Source organism: Mesorhizobium sp. LSHC412B00, assembly GCF_000503035.1.
Lineage (GTDB): Bacteria > Pseudomonadota > Alphaproteobacteria > Rhizobiales > Rhizobiaceae > Mesorhizobium.
Window position 1 is genome coordinate 168,329 of sequence record NZ_AYWB01000005.1, and the last position, 16,429, is coordinate 184,757.

The window sequence follows — 16,429 nt, forward strand, 5'->3', positions numbered from 1 at the left end:
ACGTCTCGGAACTTAGATGTGTCGACAGGCAGGAAAATTCCGCTGGTGGAGCTGAGGAGGATCGAACTCCTGACCTCGTCATTGCGAACGACGCGCTCTCCCAGCTGAGCTACAGCCCCGTCCAGCGGATGGCGCATTTATCGAAGGCTGCGGTTTCCTGTCAAGGCGGGGTTTTGCGGAAATCCCTTGTGCCCGGTGCTTGCAGGCGACCGGCCCTTGCCGGTTTCGCGCGCAATGGCTACATGTCGGCAACAATCGGAGACCGGCATGCTCGCCCTCATTCAAACAATCGTCATGGCGCTGGACCTGTACTGGTGGGTCATCATCGCCTCGGCGATCTTCTCCTGGCTCTATGCGTTCAACGTCGTCAACTCGCGCAATCAGTTTGTCGGCAGCATCGGCAACATGCTCTACCGGCTGACCGAGCCGGCGCTGCGGCCGATCCGTCGATTCATGCCCGACCTCGGCGGCGTCGACATTTCGCCGATCATCCTGCTTCTGCTCCTGTTCTTTCTCAGGCAGCTCATTCTCACCACGATAGCGCCGCTGGTCCTGTGAACCTGACGATGGCATGAGCGCGCCATTCCGCTTGCGCGCTGACGGCATCGACCTGTTTATCCGGCTGACGCCGAAGTCTTCTGTGGACAGGCTCGAAGCCGTAGAAACATGGGCCGACGGGCGCAGTCATTTGAAGGCGCGCGTGCGCGCCGTGCCGGAGAATGGCGCGGCCAATGCGGCGCTGGAACGGCTGGTGGCCAAGGCGCTGGGCGTTCCGGTATCGGTCGTGTCGGTCATTGCAGGCGGCACGGCGCGGCTGAAGACGGTGCGTGTGGTTGGCGAACCATCGACGCTGGTGAAGAGCATCGAGACACTGGCCGCCGGATAATCCTCAATCCCCCAGCGGCAATTTCGGATCGTCGACCTTCAGCGTGTTCACGCTCTGCTTGATGCGGCGCAGGTTTTCGAGAACCCTGGGTCCGCGCGTCTCGGCCACGGAGGTGACGATCATGTCGACGATCGACAGCAGCGCGTAGCGCGAAGAGGTCGGCTTGTAGATGTTGCCGTCTTCCAGCGACTGGAACTGGATGACGGTATCGGCGGCCTTGGCCAGCGCTGATTCCGGCGGGGTTACGGCGATGGTGGTGGCGCCATATTGCTGGGCCACCTGAACGGCGTCGATCACCGAGCGCGCATAGCCGGACACCGAGAACGCGATCAGCGTCGTCTCCGATGTGGCGACCGCGGCATACATGCGCTGCAATTGCCCGTCGATCTGCGCCAGCACCGGCACGCCGAGCCGAAACAGCCGGTTCTGCATCTCGGTCGCCATCATCGAGGAAATGCCGCCGGAGCCGATGCACAGCACATTGCCCGAACTGACGATGCGCGCGGCCACGCCCACCAGCGTCTTCATGTCGAGGTTTTCGCTGGCGCGCTGGATGGCGGCGATTGCCGCTTCGGTGATGGCCGACGCAATGCGCTGCTCGCGCGCGTCGCGGTTCAGCGGTTCGGGCGACAGATACTGGCCGCCAATGGCAATCGCCTGCGCCAGGTAGAATTTGAAATCGCGCAGACCCTCGCAGCCGAGATTGCGGCAGAAACGGGTGACCGTCGGCTCGCTGACGCCGACGCGCGCGGCAATTTCCGAGATTGCCGCCTTGGAGGCGAAGTCGAGATCGGTCAGCACGAGGCCGGCCAGGCGGCGGTCCGATTTGGTGCCGTCCTGCGACATCAGCTGCAGGCGCGTGATGATGTCGGCCGGCGTTTTCATTTCTGGGTTGTCGTCTTCATCGTGGTGTTTTCGTTTTCATGCCGGAGCTCTCATAGCGGCAGGCCTGTCGCCGTGTCGAACAGATGGATGTTTGCAGGCGCGACCGAGACCGGCAGCATTTCACCCGGCTTGACCTGTATCCGATCGCGGAACACGGCGCGCACCGTATCAGCGCCGATGGCGCCATAGACATGGGTTTCCGAGCCGGTCGGCTCGACGACATCGACCTTGATCGCCATCGCGTCGACAGCCTCGCCGATGACGAAGTGTTCGGGCCGTATGCCGGCCTCGACCGTGCTGCCAGCCGGCACCGTCTTGCTGCCGAGCGCCAGTCGCCCTCCGCCGGCCGATTGGAACCAGCTTTTCTCGGGCGTTGTCTTAAGCGCCCCCGACACAAAGCTCATCGACGGCGAGCCGATGAAGGAGGCGACGAATTTGTTGGCGGGACGGTCGTAGAGCTCCAGCGGGGCGCCGACCTGCTGGATCTTGCCGCGATCCATCACCACGATGCGGTCGGCCATGGTCATGGCTTCGATCTGGTCGTGGGTGACATAGACGATGGTCGATTTCAGCCGCTGGTGCAGCGCCTTGATCTCGGTGCGCATCTGCACGCGCAACTGCGCGTCGAGATTGCTGAGCGGTTCGTCGAACAGGAACACCGAGGGCTCGCGCACGATGGCGCGGCCCATGGCGACGCGCTGGCGCTGGCCGCCCGACAGTTCCCGGGGATAGCGGTCGAGATAGGCGAACAGGTTGAGGACGCCAGAGGCCTTTTTCACCTTGGCGCCGATTGCCGTGCGGCTTTCGCCGCGGATCTTTGGGCCAAAGCCGATATTGTCGGCCGCTTTCAGGTGCGGAAACAGCGCATAGGACTGGAAGACCATCGCGATGTTACGCCGCTGTGGCGGCAAATCGTTGGCGCGCATGCCGCCGATCAAGAGGTCGCCTGCGGTGATCGGCTCCAGCCCGGCCAGCATGCGCAGCAAGGTCGACTTGCCGCAGCCGGAAGGGCCGACCAGCACGACGAACTCGCCGCTCTTGATGTCGAGGCTGATGTTTTCGAGGATCTTGTGGCGTCCGAAGGATTTCGACAGGTCGCGGAACTCGACATCGGTCATGGTCAGGCTCCCAATATGTCGTCGATGAAGGGCAGGAAGCCGGCGGTCAGTCCGGCGTCGACCGGCACCACCGCGCCGGTTATCCCCGATGCGCGATCCGAAACAAGGAAGGCCACCGCTTCGGCCACTTCCGTGGCGTCGACGATGCGGCCGAGCGGATAGAGCCGCTTGAGCTTGCCGAGAACATCCGGGTTCTTGGCCAGGCGATGGTCCCAGGCGGCAGTGCGGATCGAGCCGGGGCAGACGACATTGGCGCGCAGCCCGTTGCGGCCGAGTTCCACAGCGATCGCTTTGGCATAGGCATTGATGCCGGCCTTGGCTGCGGCATAGGCCGGGTTGCCGAAGTGGGCGATGGCGTTGACGGAAGAGATGAAGACGACGCTGCCCGAACCGCGCGCGGCCATCGCCTTGATCAGTGGATCGGCGAACAGCATCACCCCGGTCAGATTGAGGTCGAGCTCATGCGTGATCTTGTCGGGGGTCAGGGCTGCAAGAGTCTCGGCGCGCGTCCAGCCGGCATTGTTGATCAGGATGTCGGGCACGCCGTCTTTCCCGAGGATCGCCGTGATCGCGGCATCGGTGGAGATCCGGTCGAGAAGGTCGAAGACGTGGCCCGACGCCAGATGCGGACTGCCGAGCTGGTCTTGCGACTGGTCGCAGCCGACGACGCGCGCGCCTCGTTCGGCCAGCAGCGCCACAATAGCCGAGCCGAGCCCGCCGCCGGCGCCGGTCACCAGCACGGTCTTGCCTGCGAATTCGGCCTTTGAAACCACGCTGCGCGCCTCCCTGGGATCTACGATAATCGGAAAACGCTATTTTAAGAAATGTAATTAAGCAACAGGATAATCCGCTTGCACAAGCTCAAATGATGGATAATGTAGGAAAGTCACATTAAGTCTTGGTCGCCTGGAAGCCGCAAGAGCGCAGGCGCAATCAAATGGGAGAGATCGAATGAAGCTTGCAAAATGGACTGTCGGCCTGATGGCCGGAATGAGCCTGCTCGCCCTGGCCGCGCAGGCAGATGCCGGCGAGGTGCGCGTAACCGTCGCCGAATACAGCGCCAAGACCGGCCCGTATTTCGAAGCGGTGAAAAAGGAATTCGAGGCAGCCAACCCGGGTATCACCGTCAAGTTCGAAGTTGTGCCGTGGGACGTGCTGCTGCAGAAGCTGACCACCGACATCACGGCCGGCACCAATGCCGACCTGTCGATCATCGGCACCCGCTGGCTGATCGATTTCGTCCAGCAGGATGTCGCCGAGCCGCTCGACGGCTATATCAAGCCGGAGTTCAAGGACCGCTTCATCGACACCTTCCTGTCGCCCTCGATCATGGAGGGCAAGACCTACGGCCTGCCGATCGCGGCCTCGGCGCGCGCCATGTACTACAACAAGGAATTGTTCGAGAAGGCCGGAATCGCCAACCCGCCGGCAACCTGGACCGAGCTGCAGGAGGATGCGCGCAAGATCAAGGCACTGGGCACCGGATCCTTCGGCTTCGGCCTGCAGGGCAAGGAGATCGAGACCGACGTCTATTACTATTATGCGATGTGGTCGCAAGGCACCGAGATCCTCAACAAGGACGGCACGTCGGGCCTCGGCACGCCGGGCGCGCTCGAAGCCGCCAAGCTTTACAAGTCGATGATCGACGAAGGCCTGACGGAACCCGGCGTCACCTCCAACAACCGCGAGGACGTCCAGAACCTGTTCAAGCAGGGCAAGGTCGGCATGATGATCACCGCGCCCTTCCTGTCCAACCAGATCAAGGACGAGGCGCCGAACCTGAAATACGGCGTGGCCGCTATCCCCGCCGGACCGACCGGCGCGCGCGGCACGTACGGCGTCACCGATTCCATCATCATGTTCAAGAATTCCAAGAACAAGGATGAGGCCTGGAAGCTGCTCGACTTCCTGTTCACCACCGAACAGCGCGCCAAGTTCACGCAAGGGGAAGGCTTCCTGCCGGTGAACAAGGAAGAGGCCAAGATGGACTATTACGTCAACAATGCCGATCTGGCAGCGTTCACCGCGCTGCTGCCCGACGCCCGCTTTGCGCCGGTCATCCCCGGCTGGGAAGAAGTCGCCCAGATCACCTCGGATGCCATGCAGAAGATCTATCTCGGCGGCGACCCCGAGGCAGGCTTGAAGGAAGCGGCTGCCAAGGCCAACGCCGTGATCAAGAAATAGGGCGTATCTCCCTGCGCCCGGCGCGCCCCTGAGATCGGGGCGCGCCACACTTTCCTCTCCCTCCGGAGGGGGGAGAGGTGGCTCGGCGAAGCCGAGACGGAGTGGGGGAACCACCTGGCAANCCCCCACTCCGTCGAGCTTCGCTCGACACCTCTCCCCCGATCGACGGGGGAGAGTAAGGGCTCCCTTCCGCAACCGTTGCGGAGGATGGGCAGGCAGGTGAGGGGCAGCGCAAACGTTTGCGGGAGATTCAAACCCTGAAGCGCTGCCTTAGACCGATATGCGAGATTGATCCGAGCTGGCGCGCCAGCGCCACTTATGTCCAACACGGTACGAATCCGGCCGATGCAAAATCGTTACCTGCCCTATTTATTGACCTTGCCCAGCCTGTTTCTGGCCGCAGTCGTCATCTTCTGGCCGGTCTGGGACCTGATCCAGATATCGACGCATGATGTCAGCCGTTTTGGGCAGCTGCGGGACTTCAACGATTTCGCCAATTATTCCGCCTTCCTCGCCGATCCCGATTTCCTGGCGGCACTCTGGCGCACCGGCCTGTGGACCGTGCTGGTGGTCGGCGGCGCGCTGCTGTTGTCCGTCCCCGTGGCGATGATCCTCAATACCGATTTCTACGGCCGCGGCATTGCCCGCGTCATCATCATGCTGCCCTGGGCGGTGTCGCTGACGATGACGGCAGTGGTCTGGCGCTGGGCGCTCAACGGTGAAAGCGGGATGCTGAACTCGGCGCTGATCGGGCTTGGCCTGATCCATGAAAACATCCAGTGGCTGGCGCGCGCCGAGACGGCATTCCCGATGCAGGTGCTGATCGGCATATTGGTGACGGTACCGTTCACCACGACCATCTTCCTCGGCGGCCTGTCGTCGATCCCCGACGACCTCTACGAGGCGGCGGCCCTGGAGGGGGCGACGCCGCTGCAGCAGTTCCGCGAGATCACCTTTCCGCTGCTGAAGCCGTTCATCAACATCGCCATCGTGCTCAACACCATCTACGTCTTCAATTCCTTCCCGATCATCTGGGTGATGACGCAGGGCGGGCCGGCCAACTCGACCGACATATTGGTCACCCACCTCTACAAACTGGCCTTCCGCATCGGCAAGCTTGGAGAGGCCTCGGCGGTATCGCTGCTGATGTTCGCCATCCTTTTGATCTTCACCATGATCTATGTGCGCCTCGCCATGCGGGAGCAACGCGCATGACGCCCAAGCTGAAGCGCACGATCATTGCCTGGCTGCTGCTTTCGCCGCTGCTCGTGGTGACGATCTTCCCCTTCGCGGTAATGTTTTTGACCGCGGTCAAGCCCCGGCAGGAGGTGCTGTCGCCGACCTGGTGGCCAAGCGAATTCCACTGGTCGAATTTTGCCGACATGTGGGTGGCGACCGGCTTTGGCCAGGCGCTGGCCAATTCGCTCTATGTCTCTGTTATCGCCACCGTCGGCGCCATCCTGATCTCGGTGCCGGCCGCCTATGCCATGTCGCGGTTTCGCTTTGCCGGCTATGGCGCCTTCCGCCAGTTCCTGCTGATCTCGCAGATGATCTCGCCGATCGTGCTGGTGCTCGGCCTGTTCCGGCTGATGGCGGCCTGGGGTCTGATCGAATCCACGACCGCGCTCGGCGTCATCTACATGGCTTTCAACGTCGCCTTCACCGTGTGGATGCTGCAAAGCTATTTCGACACCATCCCGCGCGATCTCGAGGAAGCAGCGTGGATGGAAGGCGCCGGCCGATGGCTGACCTTGCGAAAAGTGTTTCTGCCGCTTTGCCTGCCGGCAATAGCGGTGACCGCCATCTTCACCTTCATCAACGCATGGAATGAGTTCGTCGTTGCGCTCACAATGCTGCGCAGCCAGGAAAGTTACACGCTGCCTATCCAGGTGTTCTCGCTGGTCGCCGGCCGCTACACGATCGAATGGCACCATGTAATGGCGGCGACGCTGCTGGCGACGCTGCCGGCGGCAATCCTGTTCATCTGGCTGCAGCGCTATCTCGTCCGCGGGCTGGCGCTCGGGGCGGTCAAATAACGGCGCCATTCACAACGGAGCTTTCATGCGCATCTTCACCGCCTCGCTGGCGACCGAAACCAACACCTTCTCGCCGGTGCCGACCGACCGGGCGTCGTTCGAGATGGCGTTCTATGCCGGGCCGGGCAAGCATCCAGACACGCCGACCTTGTGCTCCTCGCCGATGGTCGCGCTGCGCCGGCGTGCGGCTGCCGAAGGGCTGACCGTCATCGAAGGCACCGCCACCTGGGCGGAGCCGGGCGGGCTGGTGCAGCGGCAGACCTATGAGTCGTTGCGCGACGAGATTCTCGGCCAGTTGAAGGCAGCCTTGCCGGTCGACGCCGTCATCCTCGGCCTGCACGGCGCCATGGTGGCGCAAGGCTATGACGATTGCGAAGGCGATCTGCTGGAACGGGTTCGCGCAATCGTCGGGCCCGACGTGGTGATCGCGGTCGAGCTCGACCCGCACAGTCATCTGACCCCAAAGCGCGTCGCGGCATGCAATGTCATGGCCTATTTCCTCGAATTCCCGCACACCGACTTCTATGAGCGCGGCGAACATGTCGTCGAGCTTGGATTGGCGGCGGCGCGCGACGAGATCAAGCCGGTGATCTCGACGTTCGACTGCCGCATGATCCAGGTGCTGCCGACCAGCCGCGAGCCGATGCGCTCCTTCGTCGACCGCATCAAGGCGCTGCACGGCAAGGACGGCGTGCTGTCGGTCTCGGTCATCCATGGCTTCATGGCCGCGGACGTGCCGGAAATGGGCACGCGCATCCTGGTCGTCACTGACAATGACAAGGCCAAGGGCGATGCGCTGGCGGAGAGGCTAGGGCACGAGCTTTACGCCATCCGCGAAAGGACGGCGATGACGATGCTGAACACCGAGGACGGCATCGCGCGGGCACTGGCCGTGCGCAAGGAAAATCCCGGCAAGCCGGTTGTGATTGCCGACATCTGGGACAATCCCGGCGGTGGCGTCGCCGGCGACGGTACGGTCGTGCTGCGCGCCATGCTGGAACAGGGCGTGGACAATTTTGGCGTGGCGACGATCTGGGACCCGATCGCTGTCACCTTTTGCCAGGCGGCAGGCGAAGGCGCCGTCATCGACCTGCGCTTCGGCGGCAAGGCCGGGCCGCTGGCCGGCGAACCGATCGATGCGCGCGTCAAGGTGTTGAAAGCCGTCCCCGAGGGCTGGCAGAGCTTCGGGCCGAGCCGGGTGACGCTCGGACCGACGGCGCTGGTGCGGCTCGAAGGCACCGAAATCGACATCATCCTCAACACCAACCGCACGCAGACCTTCGAGCCGGATGTCTTCTCCAACATCGGTGTCGATCCGTTGTCGAAGGACATATTGCTGATCAAGTCAACCAACCATTTCTACGCCGGCTTTGAACCGATCGCGGCGGAGATCATCTATGTCTCGGCGCCGAGCTCGTATCCGAGCAATCCGGCGGTGACGGATTACAGGAAGCTGACGCGGCCGGTGTGGCCACGGGTGGCGGATCCTTGGCGCTGGTGATCTCCCCCTCGAGGGGGGAGATAAGGCGGCGCTATAGCAATCCCCGCTTCACCATCATCGCTTCCGGCGAAGGCATCTTGCCGCGGAACGCCGTGTACAGCTCCTCCGGATCCTTCGACCCGCCAGCGGCATAGATATTCTTCCGAAGCCGTTCCGCCAGCGCCGGGTTGAAGGGATCGCCGGTCTCCTCGAAGGCGGCGAAGGCGTCGGCGTCGAGCACTTCCGACCACATGTAGGAATAGTAGCCGGCTGAATAACCGTCGCCGGAGAAGATATGGCCGAAATGCGGGGTGCGATGACGCATGGCGATGGTGTCGGGCATATCAAGCTTTTCCAGCGTTTCGGCTTCGAAACGCAGCGGTTCCGCCGGCGCATCCGGCCGCGCGTGATACGCCATGTCGATCAGCGCCGACGCTGTGAACTCGACCGTGGCGAAACCGGCGCCGAACGTGCGGGCGGCCAGCATCTTGTCGAGCAGCGACTTCGGCATCGGCTTGCCGGTCTTAACATGCAGCGCATGCTTTTCCAGCACTGCGGGCACCGTCAGCCAGTGCTCGTAGAGCTGCGAAGGCAGTTCGACGAAATCGCGGGAAACCGAGGTGCCCGCCACCGACGGCCAGGTGACGTCGGTCAGCATGCCGTGCAAAGCATGGCCGAACTCGTGGAACAGGGTCTTGGCCTCATCGACCGACAACAGCGCTGCTTCCCCGGCCGGCGGCTTGGCGAAGTTCATGATATTGTAGATCACCGGCTTGGAGCCATCGCCAAGCTTGTAGCCCGACTTCAGCGCGCTCATCCACGCGCCGGAGCGCTTCGAGGACCGGGCGAAATAGTCGGCGAGGAACAGGCCGCGCTCGCTGCCATCGGCGTTCTTCACCACGAAGACGCGCGCGTCGGGATGCCAGGCGGCGATGCCCTTCTTCTCCTCGAAAGTGATGCCGAACAGTTTTGTGGCGACGTCGAAGCAGGCGTCGATGATGCGGTCGAGTTGCAGATAGGGTTTCAGTTCCGCCTCGTCGAAGGCGAATTTTTCGGCGCGCAATTTCTCCTGGTAGAAGCGCCAGTCCCAGGCGGCGAATTTTTCGTTGCTGCCTGCCTTGGTCGCCAGCCGCTCCAGCTCCTTCTGGTCGGCGGCGGCCTTCTCCAGCGCTTTCTCCCAGACCGGGTCGAGGAGGTCGTGCACCGCCTTCGGCGTCTTGGCCATGGTGTCGTCGAGTTTCAGCGCGGCGAACGAGGCATAGCCTAGCAGCCTGGCCTTTTCGGCGCGCAGTTTCAGCATGTCGCGCACCACTGCGGTGTTGTCGCTGGCGCCGCCATTCTGGCCGCGCATGGTGAAAGCGCGGAAGGCGCTCTCGCGCAGGTCGCGGCGTTCGGAGAAGGTCGTGAACGGCTCATAGATAGAGCGCGACAAGGTGACTGCGTAGCGGCCTTTCTGGCCGCGCGTCTCGGCGGCTTCGGCCATCGAACTCTTCACGAAGTCCGGCAGGCCCGCAAGATCAGCCTCGTCGAGGAAAAGCGCCCAGTCGCGCTCGTCGGCCAGCACGTTCTGGCCGAAGGTCGTGCCGAGCGAGGACAGCTCCTCGCTGATGTTGGCCAGCCGCTTCTTGCCGTCGGCGTCGAGTTTTGCGCCCGATCGCACAAAGCCTTTCCAGGTCTTCTCCAGCACCCGCAGCGTCTCGGCGTCGAGTTTGAGCGTCTCACGGCGCTGGTAGAGATCGTCGACGCGGGCAAACAATTTCTCGTTCATCGAGATCGCCGAGAAATGCCTCGACATTTTTGGCGAGATATCGCGCTCCAGCGCCTGGATCGCATCGTTGGTGTGGGCGCCGGCCCGGCACCAGAAGATCGACGAGACATGGTCGAGCGGCTCACCGGCGAGCTCGAGGGCTGCCAGCGTATTCTCGATGGTCGGCGCATCCTTGTTGCCGGCGATCGCATCGATTTCGGCCTCATGTGCCTTCAGCGCCGCGTCGAACACCGAGGAGAAATCGTCGTCGCCGATGCTGGCAAAATCCGGCAGGCCGAGCGGCCCTTGCCATTTGGTCAGCGGATGGGCGGCGAGATCGACGGTTTTCGTGGACGGCATGGGGGATCTTTCGATGATTGGCGGAGCTTGCTGACCGATGTAGGGCGATGACTGGCGCGGCGCAACAGCGCGGCCGTTCAAGCCCGCGTCAGAAGCCGTCGCAATTTTCCGCGATCGCCGCTTGCGAACTGGCGGTGATGCGGTTGCCGGTGACGGCGAACGTCTCCTGCATCAGCATGTCATTGTTGGGGAAATCATAGCAGGCGATGACAGTTGTGACGCCGGCCTCGCTCTTTTCGACGCGATGCCGGATTGCGGCTCCGGCGACCGCGCCCTTCCATTCGTCGATCGACGCGATGAACTCCTGCTTCGACTGTACGACGCCGAGATCGTCGAGCTTGATGCGGACATCGTCGGCGAGCAGGTCCGACAATTCGGTGCGATCGGCGACCAGCAGCGCCGAATACCAGCGGTCGATAATGGCGCCGTCATCGGAGCGGGCAGGGACGAGCGAAATCAGCAGCGCCGCTACGGCGAAAGCGATCGCAGGCCAAACCCGCATTCTTGCCTCCTCTTATTTGACCATGCCCTTATCCGAAAACCGGTTCCCACTTTTCGGGATCATGGGTCTACGTCAAATCCGGCCGCTCGAAGTCGCCGGTGTCCTTGTTCATCACCCAGAGCTCGCCGGTCGAGATGTCGAACCAGGCGCCATGCAGCGACAGCCGCCCCTTGCCTTCGAGGATGGAGACGCAAGGGAAGGTCCTGAGATTGGCGATCGAATAGCGGATGGAAATCCGCTCCAGCGCCGTCTGCCGTTCGGTTGTCGTCATGAACGTGCTGGACGAAACGGTTTCGGCCGCCGGCGCGATCAGGCTCATCCATTTGCCGATGAAGTCGCCGGGCGACAGCGGCGCCGAATTGGTGTCGAGCGCGGCGCGGATGCCGCCGCAGCGGCCATGGCCCATCACCACGATGTTTTTCACCTTCAGGCTCTGCACGGCGAATTCGAGCGCGGCCGAGGTTGAGTGGAACTCGCCGTCCGGCGCATAGGGCGGCACCAGATTGCCGACATTGCGCAGGACGAACAGTTCGCCCGGACCGGCGTCGAAGATCGCCTCGGGGGCAGAGCGGGAATCGCAGCAGGCAACGATCATGGTTTCGGGCGCCTGCCCCTCGCGGGCAAGCTCGCGATAGCGTCCGCTCTCGGTGAGATAGCGGCCATTCATGAAGTTGCGGTAGCCGGTCCAAAGATGTTCGGGGAGATGGGGCATGGGCTAGGGATGAAGCCTTTCGGGGTTAGCGACGGCAGCTCATTTCAAGTTAGAAAGGCTCTAACGGCAAATGCCCGTCGCGGGCAATGCCGAATTGCGGATGGCTTCGTCGCAAATCGCCATGCCGCACGCATGGCGCCGCTTGCCTCACGCCCAGATCGCCAGGGGAATGCCGAAACGGTCGGCAAGCGGCGGGTCGGGAAACGGCGTTGCCTCCCCGCCGGCAATGCGTCCGGCAATCAGCATCATCGCTGCGGCGTCGAGGAAATCGTCGGCGGCAGCACCGCGTTGCGGCGGCTGGTCAAGGAAAGCTCTGGTATAGCCGTGCCGGCAGAGCAGTGCCTTGCGTTCTTCCATCCCGGCCGGATTGACGGCGCCCTTGATCTTCTTCGGCAGTGTCATCGGTTTTTCGCCGTTCAGCCGGCAGAAGGCCACTTCGGGATGCGATTCGAAGACGCGGCGGCGCAGTTGCGGACGTGCGATCAGCAGCGCGTCGATCTCGCGTATCTTGGCAAAGATGCCGAAGGCCTGGATCGAGACGCCGCGTGGCGGATCGGAGGTCGCCTTGGCCACCTCGCTGGCGCGCCGATGTGCCTCATACCAGGCCTCGACCGTGGTGAAGCCGCTGGTGTCGGCGTAGAGGGCCGGGCGGGACGGGATAGAGAAGACGCTGGATTGCCGTGCTCCGAGCATTGGCCGTACCAAGGTCTCCGGCCCGCGCCCGCCTCTTTGCGAGACGTCCGGCAGGCCGATCGGCATGTCGACGACCACTGTCGCATCGGCGGGCAAGGCGTCGAGCAGGGTCGCAAAGCTGGGAAAGACGCGGACTGACGGCGCGGCATCCAGATCGCGGCGGACGGCGATCCAGCCGGCCTTGCAGCCGTCGACGCCGACGACCACGGTCGAGGTCACGCCCGGCGGTCCCGCCCCGGATGCGTGAGGTGGCGCAGTTGCACCATCGCCATCGGATGCGACAGGCTCTGGGCATCGGTTTCAAGCTGCAACTCGTCGCCGCCACGCTTGGCGGTTCGCGCCAGGATTTCGTAGACGGCGGCGGTGGTCGATTGCAGCGCCTTGATCGGCGGCTGCCCCGACAGGATGCGGGCGAGGTAGACGGCCGCAGTCAGGTCACCGAGGCCATTCGGCGGCTTGTCGATGAGGCGGTGTTCGGCCAGCAGCGCCTGGGTGCCGTCAAGCAGCAGATTGCCGGTGCCGCCGGTCATCATCGACTGTGCCGACGTCACCAGCATTGTTGACGGTCCGGCATGGAGGGCGGCCGAGATCACCGATTTCAGATCGGGCAAAGGCGCGCCGGCCATCCACTCCAGCTCATAGCGGTTGGGGGTGGCGATGTCGGCGATCGGCATCAGCCGGTCGCGCATCGCGGCGGCCGTCGGCTCGGGCACATAGAGCCCGCCGGAATCGCCCATCACCGGATCGCATATATAAATCGCGTCCGGCGTCTTGGCCTTGACCGCCGCAACCAGCGAGGCGACGGCCTCGGCCTGGCCGGCCTCGCCAAGATAGCCCGACAGCACCGCGCCGACCTCACCCAGCCAGGGCGCGCGCTCGAGATCGGCCATCAGCGCCTTGAACTGGTCGAGCGGCGGCACGATGCGCGTGGCGCGGCCATGGCCCGGATGCCAGGGCAAGATGACCGTCGGTACCGCCCACACGGGAAAGCCCAGCGTCTCCAGCGCAAACACGGCGGCGCGGTTGCCGACCGAGCCGCGGGCGACATGGCTGGAAATGACGATGACCGCGCGCGGCGCGTCGGCTTTTTCGCGGTTCATGGAAAATCCTAGATACGGATAATTTTTCGTTGAATCGTCATCCTGATCTATCTCTTTGGTTGGAGGATGATCTCCGGACAAAACGGTTCCCGTTTGTCCGAGAAAACCGGTTCCCACTTTTCAGGATCATGCTCTAGCTGCCCCGGGAGACGTAGTACACGAGCCAGATCAAAAGGCCGAGGGCGACGATGAGCCCAAGTGCGCGACCGATGCGGGTGCCCCAGACCTCGATCGGATCGGATCGGTCGGCCTCCGCTGCGGTAACATGATCGCGCGCGCCTTTCGCTGCCCGTGACACCAGCGATGCGCCGCCAAGGCCGCCCTCGTTCGCCACGCGCTCGATAATGCGGCGCGATTCGCTGTCATCGTCGTGGCGTTCCGCCATGATCCTGTCCTGTTTGCCGGCAACCATACCGTGTTCGCGCGATCAATCACAGGGCCTCGCCGGCGCATGAATGCGCGCCAGGAATGCGCGCCAGCGGCAGACATTTTCTTGAGCGCGGATTGTGCTAATGCTTCGCATGCAACTTCTGTCGAGGGACCTCACCATGTTTGCCCAGCGCCTTGCCTTCCCTTTCCGCAGTCTGCCGGCCGTGCTGATGATGGCCGTCGTGCTGCCTCTGCTCGCCGGCTGCGGCTTCAACACCATCCCGACGGCGGAGGAAAACGCCAAGGCGGCATGGAGCGAGGTGCTGAACCAGTATCAGCGTCGGTCCGACCTCATTCCCAATTTGGTCGAGACGGTGAAGGGCTATGCCTCGCATGAAAAGGACACGCTCGATGCGGTGGTCGAAGCGCGCGCCAAGGCGACGCAGATCACGGTGACGCCGGAAACGCTGAAGGACCCCGAAGCGCTCAAGAAGTTCCAGGATGCGCAATCAGGGCTGACCAGCGCGCTGTCGCGGCTGATCGCGGTGTCGGAGGCCTATCCCGACCTCAAGGCCAACCAGAATTTCCTGGCGCTGCAGGCGCAACTCGAAGGCACCGAGAACCGTATCGCCGTGGCGCGGCGCGACTACATCCTGGCGGTCAAGGATTACAATCTGACGCTGAGGACCTTTCCGTCGGTGCTATGGGCAACCTTCTGGTTCCGCAGCAACGAGCCCTTCGCCAACTTCACCGTCGAAGAAGACAAGATGCAGCCGCCGAAGGTCGATTTCGGCACGAAGCAGGGCGGGTGATGACGTCTGGGTGAGCTTGGCCTTTGCCAGCCTTGCGTTCCTTCACACCCCCCTCTGTCCTGCCGGACATCTCCCCCTCAAGGGGGGAGATCAGCTGTCTTCTGTCCTTGCGCCAATTATCAGCGTTGCCGGCTGAGCGTCGGCAGCGAGATTGCCAATCTCCCCCCTCGAGGGGGAGATGTCCGGCAGGACAGAGGGGGACGCGAAGGAACGCCAACCTTGGTGTTCTTCTCGCCTTTCTGGCCGTCTTCCTGCCCCTCACCGCCTTCGCCGCCGACCTCCCCGCGCTGACCGGCCGCGTCGTCGATAACGCCGGCATTATCGACGCGGGAACCAAAGCCGCGCTCACCCAGAAACTCGCCGACTTCGAGACAAAAGGCTCCGACCAGATCGTCGTCGCAACCATCCCCAGCCTCGACGGCGAGGAGATTGAGCCTTACGCCAACCGGCTGTTCCGCTTCTGGAAGCTCGGCCAGGCCAAGGAAAACAACGGCGTGCTGCTGCTGGTGGCGCCGAACGACCGCAAGATCCGCATCGAGGTCGGCTATGGGCTGGAAGGCACGCTGACCGATTTGCACACCAAGCTGATCATCGAAAACGACATGGTGCCGGCGTTCCGCGCCGGCGATTTCTCCGGGGGCATTTCCAAGGCCGTCGACGACATGGTGATGGTGCTGGAAGGCAATCCGGAGGAATTGGAGGCGCGCGGCGAGCGCAACCAGAAGCCGCCCATCAATACCGACAATCTGTTCTTCGGCGTCTTCATCAGCATCTGGGCAATCATCTTCTTCGGCAGCATGGCCGCCTCCATCCTGCCGCCGATCTTCGGCCAAAAACTCGGTCCCGGCCGCTATCGCTGGCTCGGCATGACATTCGAGCCGGGCCGGCGGTCGTCCAGCGGCGGCTGGTCTTCGGGCGGGGGCGGCTGGTCGTCGGGTTCAAGCGGTGGTGGCGGCTTTTCCGGCGGCGGCGGTTCGTCCGGCGGCGGCGGCTCCTCGGGAAGCTGGTGACGAGATGACAACACGCATCGCCAATCCCTGGCATGGCCGCTTCGCCACGATGACCGGCGCTGCCTTGCTGGTCTTGCTCGTCAGCTTCGCGGCGCTGGCGGCGGAACTGCCCGCCCTCACCGGTGGTGTCGTCGACAATGCAGGCATCATCGACGCTGCGACCGAGGCGGCGCTGACGCAGAAGCTGGCCGATTTCGAGACCAAAGGCTCCGACCAGATCGTCGTCGCGACGGTTCCCAGCCTCGACGGCGAGGAGATCGAGCCTTACGCCACCCGGCTGTTCAACGCCTGGAAGCTCGGCCAGAAGGCCAAGAACAATGGCGTGCTTCTGCTGGTGGCCGTGAACGACCGCAAGATGCGCATCGAGGTCGGCTACGGGCTGGAAGCCACGCTCACCAACCAGCACGCCACACGGATCATTGAAGGCATGGTGCCGGCCTTCCGCGCCGGGGATTTCTCCGGCGGTATTTCCAAAGCGGTCGACGACATGATCATGGTGATCGAGGACGGTCATGGTGGTTGAGGGGAGCTGGTG

The 16,429-nt window shown here is 63.3% G+C and carries 17 protein-coding genes, 1 tRNA gene and 1 pseudogene; 9 read left to right on the forward strand and 10 right to left on the reverse strand.

Annotated elements, in window-relative coordinates:
* Positions 1–43: 43 nt before the first annotated feature.
* Positions 44–119 (reverse strand) — tRNA-Ala (locus X757_RS152880).
* Between the two features lie 148 nt (positions 120–267).
* Between X757_RS152880 and X757_RS152875 the strand changes: the two genes are divergently transcribed.
* Together X757_RS152875 and X757_RS152870 are read left to right on the forward strand one after the other, a co-directional pair.
* The gene (locus X757_RS152875; RefSeq protein WP_023668602.1) at positions 268–558 is read left to right on the forward strand and encodes a YggT family protein; all 291 of its coding nucleotides are present in this window, start codon (positions 268–270) and stop codon (positions 556–558) included.
* Positions 559–571: 13 nt separating this feature from the next.
* Entirely contained in the window at positions 572–886 is a 315-nt protein-coding gene (locus X757_RS152870) for a DUF167 family protein (protein WP_023681446.1), read from the forward strand.
* 3 nt (positions 887–889) lie between these two features.
* On the opposite strand, the gene X757_RS152865 is transcribed toward X757_RS152870, so the two are convergent.
* The 3 genes from X757_RS152865 to X757_RS152855 are packed head-to-tail and all read right to left on the reverse strand — an operon-like array spanning position 890 to position 3,662.
* Positions 890–1,771, reverse strand: coding sequence for a MurR/RpiR family transcriptional regulator (locus X757_RS152865; RefSeq protein WP_023681445.1), 882 nt, complete (start codon positions 1,769–1,771; stop codon positions 890–892).
* A 50-nt stretch (positions 1,772–1,821) separates the two neighbouring features.
* Positions 1,822–2,889 carry an ABC transporter ATP-binding protein gene (locus X757_RS152860; protein WP_023704978.1) on the reverse strand — a complete coding sequence of 356 codons (1,068 nt, stop codon included), beginning with the start codon at positions 2,887–2,889 and terminating at the stop codon, positions 1,822–1,824.
* Positions 2,890–2,891: 2 nt separating this feature from the next.
* The gene (locus X757_RS152855) at positions 2,892–3,662 is read right to left on the reverse strand and encodes an SDR family oxidoreductase (RefSeq protein WP_023726096.1); all 771 of its coding nucleotides are present in this window, start codon (positions 3,660–3,662) and stop codon (positions 2,892–2,894) included.
* Positions 3,663–3,840: 178 nt separating this feature from the next.
* Here X757_RS152855 and X757_RS152850 point away from each other — a divergent pair, with 178 nt between their 5' ends.
* The 4 genes from X757_RS152850 (at position 3,841) to X757_RS152835 (ending at position 8,610) form a co-directional block, all read left to right on the forward strand.
* Entirely contained in the window at positions 3,841–5,073 is a 1,233-nt protein-coding gene (locus X757_RS152850; protein WP_023726097.1) for a sugar ABC transporter substrate-binding protein, read from the forward strand.
* 345 nt (positions 5,074–5,418) lie between these two features.
* Positions 5,419–6,288, forward strand: a complete 870-nt coding sequence (locus X757_RS152845) for a carbohydrate ABC transporter permease (RefSeq protein ID WP_023726098.1) — start codon at positions 5,419–5,421, stop codon at positions 6,286–6,288.
* On the forward strand, positions 6,285–7,109 hold the full coding sequence (locus X757_RS152840) for a carbohydrate ABC transporter permease (RefSeq protein WP_023726099.1): 825 nt from the start codon (positions 6,285–6,287) through the stop codon (positions 7,107–7,109). The genes X757_RS152845 and X757_RS152840 overlap by 4 nt, the downstream gene beginning before the upstream one ends.
* Before the next feature lie 25 nt (positions 7,110–7,134).
* On the forward strand, positions 7,135–8,610 hold the full coding sequence (locus X757_RS152835; protein ID WP_023688837.1) for a M81 family metallopeptidase: 1,476 nt from the start codon (positions 7,135–7,137) through the stop codon (positions 8,608–8,610).
* Positions 8,611–8,641: 31 nt separating this feature from the next.
* Here the strand turns inward: X757_RS152835 and X757_RS152830 are convergent, their stop codons facing one another.
* From X757_RS152830 to X757_RS152805, 6 genes are all read right to left on the reverse strand, one after another.
* Complete coding sequence (locus tag X757_RS152830) at positions 8,642–10,696, reverse strand: M3 family metallopeptidase (RefSeq protein WP_023688838.1); 2,055 nt, start codon at positions 10,694–10,696, stop codon at positions 8,642–8,644.
* An 88-nt stretch (positions 10,697–10,784) separates the two neighbouring features.
* A complete protein-coding gene (locus X757_RS152825; RefSeq protein WP_023688839.1) occupies positions 10,785–11,198 on the reverse strand; it encodes a hypothetical protein in 414 nt (137 codons plus the stop codon).
* Between the two features lie 67 nt (positions 11,199–11,265).
* Positions 11,266–11,910: a carbonic anhydrase gene (locus X757_RS152820; RefSeq protein ID WP_023668613.1), complete on the reverse strand. Its 645-nt coding sequence runs from the start codon at positions 11,908–11,910 to the stop codon at positions 11,266–11,268.
* A 147-nt stretch (positions 11,911–12,057) separates the two neighbouring features.
* Positions 12,058–12,822, reverse strand: coding sequence for a DUF429 domain-containing protein (locus X757_RS152815; RefSeq protein ID WP_023688840.1), 765 nt, complete (start codon positions 12,820–12,822; stop codon positions 12,058–12,060).
* Positions 12,819–13,703: a pyridoxal kinase PdxY gene (gene pdxY, locus X757_RS152810; protein ID WP_023688841.1), complete on the reverse strand. Its 885-nt coding sequence runs from the start codon at positions 13,701–13,703 to the stop codon at positions 12,819–12,821. Before pdxY ends, X757_RS152815 begins: the two co-directional genes overlap by 4 nt.
* Positions 13,704–13,836: 133 nt before the next feature.
* Positions 13,837–14,088 carry a hypothetical protein gene (locus X757_RS152805; protein WP_023693217.1) on the reverse strand — a complete coding sequence of 84 codons (252 nt, stop codon included), beginning with the start codon at positions 14,086–14,088 and terminating at the stop codon, positions 13,837–13,839.
* A 163-nt stretch (positions 14,089–14,251) separates the two neighbouring features.
* Between X757_RS152805 and X757_RS152800 the strand changes: the two genes are divergently transcribed.
* The 3 genes and pseudogenes from X757_RS152800 to X757_RS152790 form a co-directional block, all read left to right on the forward strand.
* A complete protein-coding gene (locus X757_RS152800; RefSeq protein ID WP_023681434.1) occupies positions 14,252–14,884 on the forward strand; it encodes a LemA family protein in 633 nt (210 codons plus the stop codon).
* Between the two features lie 239 nt (positions 14,885–15,123).
* Positions 15,124–15,894 (forward strand): YgcG family protein, encoded by a 771-nt coding sequence (locus X757_RS152795; RefSeq protein WP_198024402.1) that lies wholly within the window; start codon positions 15,124–15,126, stop codon positions 15,892–15,894.
* A gap of 49 nt (positions 15,895–15,943) precedes the next feature.
* Positions 15,944–16,399, forward strand: a pseudogene (locus X757_RS152790) (YgcG family protein); the annotation flags it as partial.
* Positions 16,400–16,429 lie beyond the last annotated feature (30 nt).